General features: G+C 54.1%; 11 protein-coding genes and 1 tRNA gene. 3 read left to right on the top strand and 9 right to left on the bottom strand.

The features are described from left to right. Positions 1–44 precede the first annotated feature (44 nt). Together DNI29_RS12310 and DNI29_RS12305 are read right to left on the bottom strand one after the other, a co-directional pair. Positions 45–1,415 (bottom strand): ATP-binding protein, encoded by a 1,371-nt coding sequence (locus tag DNI29_RS12310; protein WP_110978415.1) that lies wholly within the window; start codon positions 1,413–1,415, stop codon positions 45–47. Positions 1,416–1,475: 60 nt separating this feature from the next. Further along, positions 1,476–1,718 (bottom strand): hypothetical protein, encoded by a 243-nt coding sequence (locus tag DNI29_RS12305; RefSeq protein ID WP_110978414.1) that lies wholly within the window; start codon positions 1,716–1,718, stop codon positions 1,476–1,478. 228 nt (positions 1,719–1,946) lie between these two features. On the opposite strand from DNI29_RS12305, the gene DNI29_RS12300 reads away from it, so the two are divergent. Then, on the top strand, positions 1,947–3,935 hold the full coding sequence (locus DNI29_RS12300; protein ID WP_110978413.1) for a peptidylprolyl isomerase: 1,989 nt from the start codon (positions 1,947–1,949) through the stop codon (positions 3,933–3,935). 152 nt (positions 3,936–4,087) lie between these two features. Here the strand turns inward: DNI29_RS12300 and DNI29_RS12295 are convergent, their stop codons facing one another. Next, entirely contained in the window at positions 4,088–4,429 is a 342-nt protein-coding gene (locus DNI29_RS12295; protein ID WP_110978412.1) for a cupin domain-containing protein, read from the bottom strand. Positions 4,430–4,598: 169 nt separating this feature from the next. Between DNI29_RS12295 and DNI29_RS12290 the strand changes: the two genes are divergently transcribed. Both DNI29_RS12290 and cysK read left to right on the top strand, forming a co-directional pair. Then, positions 4,599–5,435, top strand: a complete 837-nt coding sequence (locus tag DNI29_RS12290) for a serine O-acetyltransferase (RefSeq protein WP_110978411.1) — start codon at positions 4,599–4,601, stop codon at positions 5,433–5,435. 80 nt (positions 5,436–5,515) lie between these two features. Continuing rightward, on the top strand, positions 5,516–6,436 hold the full coding sequence (gene cysK / locus DNI29_RS12285; RefSeq protein WP_110978410.1) for a cysteine synthase A: 921 nt from the start codon (positions 5,516–5,518) through the stop codon (positions 6,434–6,436). A 140-nt stretch (positions 6,437–6,576) separates the two neighbouring features. Here cysK and DNI29_RS12280 read toward each other — a convergent pair. The 6 genes from DNI29_RS12280 to DNI29_RS24930 all read right to left on the bottom strand — a co-directional run bounded on the left by DNI29_RS12280 (position 6,577) and on the right by DNI29_RS24930 (position 15,245). Then, positions 6,577–6,650: transfer RNA gene (locus DNI29_RS12280), tRNA-Ala, on the bottom strand. A 168-nt stretch (positions 6,651–6,818) separates the two neighbouring features. Beyond that, positions 6,819–7,118 (bottom strand): hypothetical protein, encoded by a 300-nt coding sequence (locus DNI29_RS12275; protein ID WP_110978409.1) that lies wholly within the window; start codon positions 7,116–7,118, stop codon positions 6,819–6,821. Further along, complete coding sequence (locus DNI29_RS12270) at positions 7,096–10,374, bottom strand: TonB-dependent receptor (protein WP_110978408.1); 3,279 nt, start codon at positions 10,372–10,374, stop codon at positions 7,096–7,098. Before DNI29_RS12270 ends, DNI29_RS12275 begins: the two co-directional genes overlap by 23 nt. Positions 10,375–10,623: 249 nt before the next feature. Continuing rightward, positions 10,624–11,445, bottom strand: coding sequence for a DUF4397 domain-containing protein (locus tag DNI29_RS12265; RefSeq protein WP_110978407.1), 822 nt, complete (start codon positions 11,443–11,445; stop codon positions 10,624–10,626). Between the two features lie 33 nt (positions 11,446–11,478). Further along, complete coding sequence (locus DNI29_RS12260; protein ID WP_110978406.1) at positions 11,479–14,721, bottom strand: TonB-dependent receptor; 3,243 nt, start codon at positions 14,719–14,721, stop codon at positions 11,479–11,481. Between the two features lie 143 nt (positions 14,722–14,864). Then, on the bottom strand, positions 14,865–15,245 hold the full coding sequence (locus DNI29_RS24930) for a C40 family peptidase (protein ID WP_262510222.1): 381 nt from the start codon (positions 15,243–15,245) through the stop codon (positions 14,865–14,867). Between the last annotated feature and the right edge of the window lie 31 nt (positions 15,246–15,276).

The following is a 15,276-nucleotide window of genomic DNA, read 5'->3' as shown; positions in this document are numbered from 1 at the left end:
AAGCTAGCAGAATCGGGAAAGGAAGGGCAAGCGCGGCGGCAGAGCTAGGCGGGTAGCGTGATGATAAACTCTGTGCCCTGGCCCTCCTGAGTTTCTACGAGCAGGGTACCGCCGTGCCCCTTGGTAATGATGTCGTAGCTCAGAGAAAGGCCCAGGCCCGTGCCTTCGCCGGTGGGTTTGGTGGTGAAAAAGGGCTGAAAGATTTTATCGACAACGGCCCGCGGAATACCCGTGCCGTTGTCGCGTACCCGTACTTCCACGTCGCCGTCGGGTAGCGGCTTCGTGGTCACGGTAACGGTAGGCACGTAGCCAGGCTGGCCTAGCTCTTTGCGCTTTTGCACGGCGTAAAAAGCGTTGGTGAACAGGTTCAGGAGCACCCGGCCTACATCCTGCGAAACCACCTCGATGGAGCCCAGATTAGGGTCGAAGTGCGTGGTGAGGGTAGCGTTGAAGGTTTTGTCTTTGGCTCGCAGGCCATGGTAGGCCAGGCGCAGGTACTCATCGGCCAGCGTGTTCAGGTTGGTAGACTGCCGCTCGCCGGTGCTGGCGCGGCTGTGCTCCAGCATGCCCCGCACAATGCTGGCTGCGCGCTGGCCGTGATGGTTTATTTTCAGCAGGTTCTGTTTCAGGTCGCCCAGCAGCTCAGCTTCCAGCTCCGGGTCGCGGTTGGGGTTCCGCTGCTCCTCCTCCAACTCCGTAATCAGTTCAGCGCTGACATCGGAGAAGTTGGTTACGAAGTTGAGCGGGTTCTGAATTTCGTGGGCAATACCAGCGGTCAGCTCACCCAGTGAGGCCATTTTCTCGGCTTGGATAAGTTGCGTTTGGGTAGTTTTCAGCTCAGTGAGGGCTTCGCGCAGCTCCTCGGCTTGCTGGGTCAGAATAGCCGTGCGCTCAGCTACCAAGCGTTCCAGTTCGGCCTTCTGGGTGGCCATAAGCTGCCGGGCTTTCTCCTCCTCTTCCCGCTCCAGGCGCTCCTTTTCCAGATGGCGCTTCTGGCTGCGGGCAATGAAGAGAGAAGTAAACATCCAGATAAACGAAAAGCCTTTGGATGTATCAAAGGCCTCGTCGTAGTCCTGCACCAGTTGGGTATCGGCCAGCAGCAGCTCTACCGCCGAAAACAGTACGTAGGGCACCAAGCCGATAAGCAACGTGCGGGCCGGGCGGTAGTCGCGCAGCAGAAACAACGGGAGGGCCAGCACCACCAGCACGAAAAGCATGTACACCTCATCCAGCTGATCAGACTCCCATCCGATAGCCCGGCTCCCAATGAACAGTAGCAGGCCGGGTATCCAGAGCCAGCCCAGCAGCCGGTTCAGGTGGGGCAGACGGGTAGGCAGGTCCAGAAACTTGCGCAGACCTCGCACAATAAACAAAGCAATCAGCACGCTCAACAGCACATCCGCATTCAGTTTCATGGGCAAAAGCAGTTCGGAAGGAGCAGGGGAGGGGTTGTGGGTGGCAGGAGGGGTAGGCCGTTACTCTGACTTAGGTTTGCGGTCAGCCCACACTTTCGGGAGCGGAATGGTTAAAATAAGTACCGGATTGCTGGTGGTGGTCCGGTTTTGTTTGCGGAGGGTTTTAAGCTTGCCTTTCTCTTTGGAAGTAAGAATGCCAGCATACTCCCCGATAACGCCTACCACGGTCGGGAGCGTCAGCTGCACCGTTAGCTCCTTCTGCGTGGCAGCGGGCGGCGCCGGCGTCTGTTGGCTCTGTGCCATGCTACGCCCCATACTTAGGAGCAGCAAGGCTGGTAAGATGAATAATTTAGCGCCCGACATATAGGAAATATTACTGTCGTAAAGATGCTACTATAAATAGGTTTGCCTACACCTAGCGCCGGAAATGCTTTGTTTGGCCGGCGGTACTGGGGCTTCCCCTACTCTGTGGCAGATGCTGCTGACGCATTAGCAGTTGCTTACCGTGGCAATTTCTAACTTAGGCCAACCATGATCTACTCTGCTCTGTGCCGGACTGCTGCTGCCATGACGGTGGGTGGCTTCCTGCTTTCTGCCTGTGCCCCCCGTCCGCACGCTTCCACAGCCCCGGCTGCCCTCAATCAGTTTGCCGCCGATACGGTGCTGCGCCGCATTGCCACCGCCCAAGATGAGCGCCGCACCGCCGCCTTGCTGCCCTACCTCTCCCGACCCGAGGAATCCTACCGCCGCGCCGCTGCCGAAGCCCTAGCCTCGGTGCAGGACAAAGCTGCTACTCCGGCGCTACTGGCGCTTTTGCAGCAGGATGCATTTGCGCCGGTGCGCCGGCAAGCAGCCTACGCCATCGGCCAAACCGCCGACTCTACGGCTGAAACGGTGCTGGTGCAGCGCATCACGGCCGAAACAGATGGCATCGTGCGCCGCTACGTCCTGGAAGCGCTGGGCCGGTGCACCTCCCGCGCTGGCTTGGCTACCCTTACCCGCCTACCCCCCAGCCTAGCTACTGACACGGCCGCCCTCAGCGGACAGGCCTGGGGCCTGTACCGGGCGGGTCTGCGTGGCCTTACCTCGGAAGCAGCCGTAGGCCGGCTAGTACAGTTACTGGGGCGCTCTAACCCCGTAACAGCCCGGGTGGCAGCGGCCAATGCTCTGGCTCGAACACGCGGCCTTAATCTGGCCCCTTATGCCGCAGCCGTTGGCACTGCCGCCCAGCAGGATGCGCACTACGCCGTGCGAAGTGGAGCCGCATCTGCCCTCAGCAAAGCTGCCACCGACCCCTCCGTGCCGCCGCTGCTAGCTGCTTTAGCCCGTCGTGATGCTGATTACCGGGTACGCGTAAGTGCTTTACGCGCTATGAACGCCGCCATGTACGCGCCCGTGAAGGAAGCTGCCTGGAGTGCCCTCACCGACGCCAACGCGCAGGTAGCCCTTGCCGCCGCCGAATTTTTTCTGGCTCACGCGACCAACGAGCCGGGAGCCATGTTCCTGGAAAAGGCCAACCGACTGGAAAGCTGGCGGGTGCGGGCAACGCTGCTGGCAGCCGCCCTGCGCCAACGCAGTCCTGAGCAGGCTGCTATTCGCGGAGCGGTGCAGGAGCGCTACACGGCCGCCACAGATCCTTACGAAAAAGGCTATTTGCTGAAAGCCCTGGGCGAAGACCCCGCTGCCTTCGACTTTGTACAGCAGGCCACCTTTGCTGCAGGCCAGCCAGTAGTTATTGGCACCTATGGCATGGAGGCGCTGGTGGCAATGGGGCGTCAACCAAGCTTTCCGGCCAGCCGCTACCCTGAGTTTGCCTTAGTGCTGCGCCGAGGAGTTCTTGGTGGTGATGTGGCCGTAATGGGCACCGCGGCTGAAGCCATCCGAGACCCGAAGCTAAAGCTGGGTAAGCTACTGGCTAACCCCGATTTCCTGGTGCAGGCGCGCGACCGGCTTACTCTTCCTCGTGACCTAGAAGCCTGGCAGTCCTTGCAGCAGACTATCGACTTTCTGCAGAACCGCACTACGGCCACTGCTACCCCCGTGGCCGGCGCTGCTACCCACCCCATCGACTGGAACCTAGTCAGCACCATTCCGGCCGGGCAGCGGGTAGTGGTGCGCACTGGTAAGGGTGACGTGGTGCTGCGCCTATTAGTGGAACAGGCGCCAGGGTCAGTGGCCAGCTTTGTGGCCCTTACCCGCCAGGGTTTTTATAATGGCAAGAACTTTCATCGGGTAGTTCCCAATTTCGTAGCTCAGGGTGGCTGCCCCCGCGGCGACGGCTGGGGTAGCTCTGACTATAACCTGCGCTCTGAATTTGCCGACCTGCGCTACGGCGAGGGAGCCGTAGGGCTGGCTTCGGCAGGTAAGGATACCGAAAGCTGCCAGTGGTTTATTACGCACGCGCCTACCCCCCACCTCGACGGGCGCTACACCATCTTCGCTCAGGTAGTGCAGGGTATGGATGTCGTCAGTCGGCTTGATATCGGTGACCGAATTGATCGGGTGGAGTTGATTAACTGATAAAGGGCTGGTTTACTCCCGTGAATCAAACTATGGGCTGCCGGAGCATAGTAGCTGGGAATTAATTACACAGTTTGCTTAAACATAACTGACATTAAAAGCCCCGGCCGCGTACTCGCAGCTGGGGCTTTTATTATCAATCAAGAGAAAATTTACTCCTCGTCGCGGCCGTGGGCCTGGGCAGGAGGGGTAGTAGCCTCCACCGCGGAAAAAGCTTCCAGAATCTTGTAGGTGTGCGAGGCTCCTTTGGGCACTACCCAGGAATTACCGGGCTCTAATACTACTACCTGACCTTCAATATGCAGCTCAGCCCTACCTTTCAGTACGTAGCCAACCGTTTCATATGCGCGAGCGGCAGGTTCCTTGGCCTCGCCGGGCTGCTCATCTTCCCATAGGCGCATAGCTACATGCACGCCGGAAGCCAGGTATTTTTCGCCCTCCACGCCAGTAGGAGAGAAGCGGGAATCAATTTTAGTGACGGTGGTATCAGCCATGAGTAAAAAGCTAGAGTGAATGACAGGTAACGTTTAGTTGAGTAACGCTACCTGATAAAGCCGGGTTACCCTTGGCCCGAATCCTAAACCTTCCGCCCACTGACTGGTTGGGTAAAGTCGCGGCGTTTTTATCTTCCGCCTTTCCGCCCAACGGTGGGCGCCCCCGCTCATGCTTTCCTCCAACCACGATTTTATTCAGGCCCTGGCCCAAGCGCACCTCCAAACGGCGGCGCCCTTGCCTGCACAGGCTTTCTGCCAGCTCGCCGAGCAGTTACTCGACCTACTGTTTCCAGAGCGCTCCGCCCGGCCTCTGCGCACGCCCGATGCCGTAGCCGCTACCCTCGACCAACTTCGCAACGACCTAGCCACCCTGTTGCGGGCCGTGCCTACCTCAGAGCCCGCCACCGAACTAGCTGCCAGCCTTATCAACGCCTTGCCGGCCCTGCGTGCTACCCTGCTGCAGGATGCCGCCGCCATCGTGGCGGCTGATCCGGCGGCTCAGGGCTTGGCCGAGGTAGTGGCTACCTACCCTGGCTTCTACGCTATTGCCATGCACCGCTTTGCCCACGGCCTGCACCAACGTGGAGTGCCACGAGTGCCACGTATCCTGAGTGAATATGCCCATCACCGCACGGGCATTGATATTCACCCCGGTGCCCGCATCGGTCCATCCTTTTGCATTGACCATGGCACCGGGCTGGTAATCGGCGAAACCTGCGTGATTGGGGCGCACGTCAAGATTTTTCAGGGCGTAACCCTAGGGGCACTAAGCGTTGCTAAGCATTTACAGGGCATCAAGCGCCACCCCACCATCGAGGACCATGTGGTGATTTACGCCGGGGCCACTATTTTGGGCGGCAGTACCACCGTGGGCAGCCACAGCATCATCGGGGGCAATGTGTGGCTGACGGAAAGTGTGCCTTCGCACTCACGGGTTTACCATCAGGCCCACATTCACGTCACTCGTTCCCAGGACCCCACCGAAGACATCATGTTTTCCATTTAAGTCTTCTCAACACTCTTTTTTGTCTTCTGCTCTAGCCCGACGGCATCAATCTTTCTTTGTCCTCCTATCTCTCAACCACCATGAAAGCCACTTCCATCCTGGATACCATCGGCAACACGCCGCTGCTGCGCCTCAACAAACTGTTCGCCCATCGCCCCGACGTAGAAGTGTGGGTAAAGCTGGAACGTGCCAACCCCGGCGGCAGTATCAAAGACCGCATTGCCCTGAGCATGATTGAGCAGGCTGAGCAGGATGGTATTCTGACCCCCGATAGCCTGATTGTAGAGCCTACCTCAGGGAATACGGGAGTAGGGCTAGCCATGGTAGCGGCCGTAAAAGGGTATAAACTCACGTTGGTGATGCCTGAAAGCATGAGCATTGAGCGCCGCCGCCTGATGGCCGCTTACGGGGCTAACCTGGAGCTGACTCCTCGGGAGAAAGGCATGAAAGGTGCCATCGAAAAGGCCCACGAACTGGTGCGCGACACCCCCGGCGCCTGGATGCCCATGCAGTTCAGCAACCCCGCCAACATCAAAGTGCACGCCGAAACCACTGCTCAGGAGATTCTGCGCGACGCACCTGAAGGCTTCGATTTCCACATTACCGGAGTGGGTACCGGCGGCCACATTACGGCCGTAACGGAGGCCCTGAAGCCCCACTTCCCCCAAATGAAAACTTTTGCCGTGGAGCCGGAATTATCGCCGGTTATCAGCGGGGGCGCACCAGGTCCGCACCCCATTCAGGGTATCGGCGCCGGCTTCATCCCCGACAATCTGCACACCGAGATTCTGAACGGCACTATTCAAGTAAGCCAGCAGGAAGCTTTTGAGTATGCCCGCCGTGCTGCCCGCGAAGAAGGCCTATTCGTGGGTGTTTCTTCCGGCGCTTCTCTGGCTGCCGTAGCCAAAAAGCTCGACGAGATACCCCAGGGTGGCCGTGTCCTCACATTCTGCTACGACACGGGTGAGCGTTACTTATCAGTAGAAGGGTTGTTTGTGTAAACCCTAGCAGGTCTCCCGATGAACACAAAAGCCGCTTCTTAAATCAGGAGGCGGCTTTTGTGTTTCCTACAGGTAAAGAGAAGGGAAAGTTTTAAAAACAAAAAAGCCTGACCGGGAGGTCAGGCTTTTCAGAACGGGAGTGGAGAATATCGGAGTCGAACCGATGACCTCTTGCATGCCATGCAAGCGCTCTAGCCAGCTGAGCTAATCCCCCGTTTTCAGTAAACCATTCGCCGGTTGCGTTTGGTGTGACAAAAGTAGTGCAGCTTTTCGGATCTACAAGGCTCAGCCTCAAAAAAAGTGAAAAATATTTCCAGTTCTCACATAAAAAAAGTGGGCTGACGCTACCGTCAGCCCACTTTTTTTATGCTAAGAGGTTGGCTTAGTTGAAGATGTAACGTACGCCTACCTGCATCTGCCACCTAGATACTAGGCCCGTTACGTCGTTACGGAAAGTGTTGGAAAGTGGCGTGCCGGGTGTAGTAATAGTACCAGGCGTAAAATTATTAGTGCCAGAAATAGGAGTGGCTGCGCTAACAGTGGGAGCTGTCAGATAAGGGAAGGTGAATACTGGACGCCCCTGCACGTCATAACCACGGTAGCTGAGGAGCTGGTTACGGTTAGCAAACTGTGCTGTGCCCCACTTTTTGTTCAGCAGGTTACCAATGTTGAAGATATCCACAGTGAGCTGAAGCGTATTGCGGCTTTTCCCCAATCTTGGTGAAGATATCTTGCAACAGCTTTACATCCACTTGGTGCTGCCAGGGGTTTGATGCCCCGTTACGCTTGGCATATTCGCCTCGGTGCTCTTTCAGGTAAGCATCCTGATTGATGTAGCGCTCCAAGTCGGCATACTGCTGATCTGCAGTGTACGTGCCTACCCGGTTGTTACGGTTGTCGTTGATGGCAATGTCCTGGAGTTGGATCTGGTCGCGGCTGGCAGGAATGAAGATCAGGTCATTGGTCTGACCGTCGCCGTTCATGTCACCGGCGTAGAGGTAGCTGAACCGGCCGGTAGGAGCTCCCACGTAGAATACAGAAAGTGTAGTGCCAAGATGGTTGAGATACTCGCGGCGGTAGGAGGCAGCAGCTACTACCCGGTGCTGCTGCAGGAAGTTAGAATAGCTGAGGGCTGAGGCATTCGGGTCCCCACTCACGTACCGGTCACGCCAAATGTTGGTTGGCGTAGAACCACCATCATTTACCGAGCGTGAGTCGGTATAAGTGTAGGCAAGGCTACCAAACAACCCATTGCTGAAGGACTTCTGAAGCTGACCTGTGATGGAATACGAATAGCCCCGGGTCGTATTCTTCATCAGAATAGCATCCGTGATGTTCGGGCTAGCGGCTGTATTCTGCGGATTGGCACTGGTGCCAACCAACCCATAGATGCGGTTGTTAGCAGTGGCAGTTACTAGACCACTGCTATTGGCTGTTGTACCTAAACGATAGAAAATGGGACGCTGATCGGCACCGGCCGATTGTCCAACGGCATTCGGTAGGTTCACGTTTTCAAAGGCCAGTGCGTTCAGGTCTTTGGTGTAAATAGCCTCCAAAGTTCCTATCACACCACCGAAGAGTTCTTGGTCAATAGCCAAGTTAGTGCGCCATACCTGCGGGAATTTAAAGTCGCGGTCTGTCACGGCTAGGTTGTAACCCGTAGCTGCTGCTGCAGTAGCGGGCACATAGGCCGTCGTGTTAGGATTGAAGCCGTAAGAGAGGGTAGGGCTGGCCGGTGTAGCCGAATTGTTTGAGGGGTTGGTGAAATTGGGGTTACCGCTAGCTGCCGCTTCAATACCACCGAACAGCACACCATTGTTGCTGGCTTGGTTGGAAATAAGCACGAAGGGGATACGGCCAGTGAAAATGCCAGTACCGCCGCGCACCTGCGTTTTGTGGTCATTGAAGACATCCCAGTTGGCTCCAATCCGAGGCGAGAACAGAACGGGATGATTTGGCACTTGACCAGTGTTCAACTTCACTCCGTTCCGGAAGGTGAGGTTAGCAACGTTAGTATTCTGCTGCAGAGTCGTACCTACTACCGGCATATCTCCACGCAGACCTACTGTTACCTTCAAGTTGTTACGTGGCGACCATTCATCCTGCACATACAAGCCATACTGTTGGGCTTCTACCTCTGCAAACGGAATTTGGCTGCTGCCATTAGCTGCATATTGTATCCGGAATACAGAAGGTGCTTGGCGGGTAGCGTTGGGTGCAAGAGGTGAGTAGGTTCCCGTAGCACGGTCGTAGCTGTAGCCAGCTGAGCTATAGAAGTCTTCCAGCGACGCAAAGCGGTAGAAGCTGTTGAAGTTGGGTGCGAAGCCGTTTTTGAACTTATAGAATTCGTTGTAAGTGCCCAGCGTAACGTTGTGCTTGCCCAAGTAAGCTGTGAAGTTGTCACCTATCTGAAACACGTCACTGTTAAGCAAGTTGCCCGCCGTAAAGGGCTCGTAGCCAAACGAAGTGAGAGTCGCATTAGGCGCGGTATATGCTGGGTTCGGAGTTGTAGCTGTTGGGAGGGCAGTAGCGCCGTTGTTGTTGCCGATTTCCACGAAAGGGAATACAGACGAGAAGGACGAGCGATAGTCGCGGAATGCCGAGTAGCCAGCCGTGAAATTGTTAGAGAACCGGCTGCCAAACGTACTGTTCAACTCGGCGATAAACGAGTTGAGGTTGTTATTAATAGTGTAATACGCGGACTTGTAAGGCAGGCCAAACTGCGAAGGAGCACGAGTGCTCGAGATGCCGCCACTAGAACTTGGGTTAATATCAGCGTACGACTTTAGATAATTATACTTGATGTTGAAGCGGTGATTCTGGGTAATGTTCCAGTCCAGACGTGCTGTAACCTTGTCGCTGTTCTGGCGCAGCGTATAGTTCTCGTACGCGCCAGTGCTATAGTTGTAGCGCTCCTGCAAAAACCGCGACAATGCATCTAGGTCGCGGGTAGTAGCTGCTGAAGTGGTTAGGTTAGGCGTTTCGCCGGGTCGTAGAGCACGGTAGTTACCTGTAGGCGGCGCGTTGCGCAACTCACGCTCTGCATTCACAAAGAAGAAGAGCTTGTCCTTGATAATTGGCCCGCCTACCCGGAAGCCGAAGTTCTTGAGTGTAAAGTCAGGGTAGTCCGATTTGACATCACCTACTTGACTGCCTACCAAGTCCTGGTTACGGTAAAAGCCGTAAATCGACGCCGATACCTTATTGGTGCCGCTGCGAGTTACTGCATTGATACCAGCACCAGTAAAAGAGCCCTGACGAACGTCGTAGGGAGCAATACTTACCTGAATCTGGTCAATAGCATCAATCGAAATAGGTTGGGCACCAGCTTGGCCGCCTACCGTCGATGACAAGCCGAAGGAGTTATTGAAAATAGCTCCATCGATGGTGATGTTATTGAAACCAGTGTTACGTCCACCGAAGCTTTGCCCGTTAGCTTGTGGTGTCAGGCGGGTGAAATCGTTGAAGGAACGGTTCAGGGTTGGTAAGCGCTCAATCGTTTCCCGTTGTACAGTAGTGGAAGCACCCGTCCGGTTAGAGTTGATTACCGCGTTTTGTTGTCCGGTTACTACTACCTCATTTAACTGCTGAGTAGCCTCACTTAGGTTTATGTCGAGGCGCTGATTCTGGCCCAGTGTCAGGAAAATATTTTCCCGTACAGCATCCGTGTAACCCACAAAGGTCACGCGCACCGTGTAGGGTCCACCTACACGCATGTTTTGAATATTGAAGCGTCCCTCCGAGTTCGTAGGGGCTACATACTGGGTGTTGGTAGGTGTGTGTACAGCAATGACTGTGGCCCCGGGCAGCCCTTCTCCAGCCTTATCGGTAATAACACCGTTCATGGCTGAAGTAGTAGTGCCCTGCGCCCAGCTAAGGTGTGCCGATAGAACTGCCAAGGGCACTAAGGCCACGGAGGCGTAAAGGTTCTTTCTCATGAGAGAGGTTAGTTGAAACTCGGCCACAAAATTAGCCTACTAGCTAAGGCTGCTGTGTTATTAAAATGTTATTAAAAGCAAAGTGCTAAAATAGAGTATATGTAATTATAGCATTGATAATTAGATACATCGCTGAGTGACATGTGTTAAAATGAGGCTGATGTATCACTATGGATATTCAAGCTTATAGTGCAATAAAAAAGGGTCGGAGAATATCTCCGACCCTTTGCTTTCTACATAGTGGCGCTCTTAGTTGTGCTGGACTACTGAGATGCCTAGTGCGGTAGCGCTATTAGTGCTGTTGGCAACACCCCGAACATAGAGCGTATAACTCTTGCCAGCGGCGAATGTGAAAGTACCCTGTGATTCTACGATTGGTACAGCAGTAGCTGTAGAGCTCCGAACATCAAGAGTGTAGGTAGTTGCTGCTACTTCTGTGAAGTTGGCGTAGTTAACTGAGGTTGCAGTAGTACCATTGTTAGTGGTTCGGTATGCACGGGTAGGAGCACCGGAGAACAAAGGAGCCTGTGTAATGGAGTTGTAAATTCCATACGTGCCAGAAGGCGACAGATTCACAAAACGAATTCGAGCATTATTTGCTGCTGGGGTGGCAATAGTGGTAGGCAAAGACAACGTGCGGATACCCCCTTGATCGGCAGTTTGGTTAGCAGGGATAGCACGGTTAGTCTGGTCCGTCAGGAAGATAGTATAGCCGGCATTGCCATTAAAGGCAGAGCGTGATGTAACGGTACGGGCTGTACCTGGTGCATAGTTGCTCGGGATATTGGTCGGCTCATTGAAGGTAAACAGACGCTGACCCGCATTTACTTGCGTGGTAGCTGAAGCGCCTAAGTAGGGTAATGCTGAGCCGAAAGGCGAGTTATCCAACGTTACTACTGTGCCAGTAGCACCAGGAGCAGCATTTACTACCAGTACGCTGGCGCGACCAACTGTTGATTCAGTTACCGGCTTCGGCTCGGGGTAGTTAGGTTCATCACAGCCAACTAGGGCGCCAGCTACCGAAGTAGCCAGCGTTAGTTTGGTGAAAAGCGAAGCAAAAGAGAATTTCATGAGAGAATGCTTTAAGCTAAATCAACGGGCTGATTAGAACAGGTAACGAACACCGAATTGTGCCTGCCAGCGCGATGTTAGCTGGTCAACTTGATAGCCAGTTCTTTGTGGAGTGGGGGAGTAGCTAAATGTTGGGCGCCCGGTAGTACCGTTTTCCAAGCCTTGGTAACGAAGTAAGCCATAGTTGCCGTTCGATACGCTATAGTCGCGGCCCCATTCTTTATTCAGCAGGTTACCAAAGTTAGTTATGTCAGCTGAAAGCTGAATTGTGTGGGTCTTGTTACCAATTTTGGTGTAGAAGTCCTGTAGCAGACGCACGTCGATGCGGTGGGTCCAAGGAGTACGGGCACCATTACGGGCCGCGTATTCACCACGGTGTTTGCTTAGGTATTCATCGTTTTCGATGAAGGTATTCAACTGGTTCCAGATCTGATCAACCGAACGCGTGTCATTTGCGGCATCCGTCACCAGCACGATTTCGCTTTGGTTGCGGGGGATGTAGATCAGGTCATTCGAGTTACCAGAGGTTGCACCACCGTCATTGTTGATGTCGCTGCCGTAGTAGCTATATGAGAAGGGCGAGCCCGACTGGCCGTTGTAGAAGGCCGAAATCGTGGTAGCAAAGTGATTAGCATACTCCTTGCGGTACGAGAATGAACCGATTACGCGGTGACGCAGGTCGTAGCTAGAGTAGGAAAGGGGCAAGTTGTTCGGGCCGTACACATGGGGGTTGAATTCCCAGATCGACTGAGCCGTGGAGCTAGTACCTGAGTACACGTCGCGCGACTGACCATAAGTGTAAGCAGCAGTAGCAAAGAAGTTGCTAGTCATCTGCTTTTTCAATTCACCCGTGATGCTGTACTGGTAGCCTTTGCTAACGTTGGTCAGCAGGAATACGCTATTAAAGTCGCGGCTATTGCGGTAACGAGCAACGCCTGATGGGTACACCGGACGACCATCACCTTGCAATACTCCTGTGGGACTTACCAAGTTAATGTCCTGGGGGATTACGTCGTTCAGAGTTTTGGAATAAATACCTTCCAAAGTAGCTACGATACCCAGGGGTAGGCGGTAGTCAACGGCGAAGTTGGTACGCAGCAATTGTGGGTTTTTGAAGTCTCTGTCGGTAACGGCAACGCTGCCCTTAGCTGCGCGAGCGGGGAGGTTCTTAACTGCGTCGCGTAGAGTAGTATAGTCCGAAGTCAGAATAAAACCACCGGCTGGAACGTTGGTGCCAGCTGTGTTACTATCATAGTTCGCGAAGTCAACACCGGTACCACCATACTGGTTGGAAATCCACACATAAGCAGGACGGCCAGTGAAAATACCTACCCCACCACGTAGCTGGAAGGTTTGGTTACCACGCACATCCCAATTGAAGCCAATACGGGGCGAAACTTGCAGGCGGCTCTTTGGCAACCGGTCTGTACGGATATCGTATGCGGCGGTCTGAGCGTTAGCTGTGGCGAATGTTGAGTCAACCTTATAGTTGTAGGAAGGCTTGTCGAAGTACACCGGCAAGTCCAGACGAACGCCCGTCGTGAAACGGAAGTTATCCGTGATGTTGTATTCATCCTGCACGTAGGCTCCGAACTGAGCTGCGCCAAACTTGGCTGTAGGCTTGCCACCAGGTAGTGGGAAGTTCTGACGGTAGCGGAAGTTAGCAGCAGCAGTACTGTTAGCTACATTGGCCTTGAAAGCGTCCAGAGAAGGATAATCGTAGCGGCCCTCGGTAGATTGTACAAACAGGTTGTCGAAGCGGAAAATCTCGTTATTCGTACCGATGGTAAGCACGTGCTTACCAGCGAAGATGTTGAAGTTATCCGTAATTTCCAGCACGTCCTGGTCCAGACGGTTAGCCACTGAGCTGAACTCAGAGCCTGCCGATACAGTACCGTTACCTATATTGATAGTAATAGAGGGGAATAGGTCACCTTTGGTGGTGCGGCTATCACGGATAGTAGAGTATCCTACCAGCAAGTTGTTAGCAAAGCGGTTGCCAAAACGGCTTTTCAATTCCAATACAGTTGAGTTGGTCTGGCTTAGGAACTGGTAAGCGTTATTGCCGAAGCGGAAGTTAGTAGCGGTACGACTGATGTTATCGTTTGAGGCATCAACAAAGTTGTGGCGTAGCGTCAGCTGGTGATTGTTACTGATGTTCCAGTCTAGACGAGCAAAAGCCTTATCGCTGCGGGTTTCAGCGTTAATTTCACCGAAAGTACCAGCATTGTATCCATACCCAGCTAGTATATCCGAAATCTCTTGCAGCTGGGTTGTATTGACGAAACCTACAACATCAGAGCCGGTTTCTCCAGATGCACCAGCCCGGAACAAAACAGGTGCGCTACGGCGAGCAATTTCACCGTTTACGAAAAAGAACAACTTATCCTTAATGATCGGACCACCCAGACGGAAACCAGACTGATAATCGTAGAACTCAGCTAGTTTAGTGCGATTTCCACTTGCATCAGGCGTTACGCTCTTACCAGCTGTATTTTGGTTACGACCAAAACCATAAATAGAGCCCGAAAATTCGTTGGTGCCGGAACGAGTTACGGCGTTAATACCGCCACCGCTAAAGCGGCCTTGGCGTACATCGTAGGGCGAAAGCACTACCTGAAATTCCTGGATAGCGTCCAGAGAAATTGGGTTAGTGTTGGCCTGTCCACCAGGTGCACCAGTGTTGCCTAGGCCGAACAAGTCATTGTTCGAAGCACCGTCAATCTGAATGTTATTGAAACGACCGTTCCGGCCAGCCAGAGAGTTACCGTTTGCCTGAGGCGTCAAACGAGTAAAGTCTTGGAAGCTACGCGAAATGGTGGGCAGGCGCTCGATCTGCTCGCGCTGTACGTTGGTAGCAGCACCACTACGCTCTGAGTTCAGAGTAGGGTCGCGGCGGCCGCTTACTACTACCTCACCTAAGGTTTGCTCCGACTCGTTCAGGTTAATGTCAAGGCGCTGGTTCTGGCCCAGTGTCAAAAAGATGTTTTCCCGTACGGCCTCTTTGTAACCCACAAAGGTCACGCGCACCGTGTAGGGGCCACCTACACGCATGTTCGGGATGTTGAAGCGCCCCTCCGAGTTCGTAGGTGCTACGTACTGGGTGTTGGTAGGTGTGTGCACGGCAATAACCGTGGCCCCGGGCAGGCCCTCACCCGACTTGTCGGTGATAACACCGTTCATGGCCGAAGTGGTGGTGCCCTGCGCCCAGCTCATGTGCGCCGACAGAATTGCCAACGGCACTAGCGCCACAGAGGCGTAAAGATTGCGTCTCATAAAGGGGGATTGGTGAAAAAAAGAGGTACGCTGGAAAAACGAGGTGCAAAATTACGGCTTCAAAAACCGTGGTATGTTACGTCAATGTTATGATACAACAGGCAAGCAAGAACCAATTTTCGCCGCAAAGGTAAGGAGGAAATTCACAATCTTGGTCGAACCGCCTTAATGAATCTACTTAAGTAGTAATCCATCTCTAGTGGGTTCTCCACAACTCCTAACGAACTGGAAGAGTGTATGAACTGAATGCTCTCTGCTGATGCCTCTGTGATAAGTCCAACGTGCGTAATAGTATTGCTGCCAGGTGAAGCTCCAAAAAATACTAAATCGCCGGGGCGTAAGTCCTGGGGCTTTATAGGCTCTCCCCACAGGGCCTGTTCGTTGCTAGAGCGGGGTATGGCTACATTAATAGAGGCAAAGGCTTCGTGCAACAGCCCCGAACAATCCATGCCCATTCGCGTAGTGCCGCCAAACTTATATGGGGTGCCCTGAAAAGAGCGGGCAGTTTCGATGACGGTCCCCATTGCGCGGGGCACATTAGCCGGAAGGGGACGG

The sequence above is a fragment of the Hymenobacter sediminis genome, assembly GCF_003231285.1.
Classification (GTDB): domain Bacteria; phylum Bacteroidota; class Bacteroidia; order Cytophagales; family Hymenobacteraceae; genus Hymenobacter; species Hymenobacter sediminis.
This window is presented reverse-complemented; position numbering and strand designations above follow the sequence as displayed.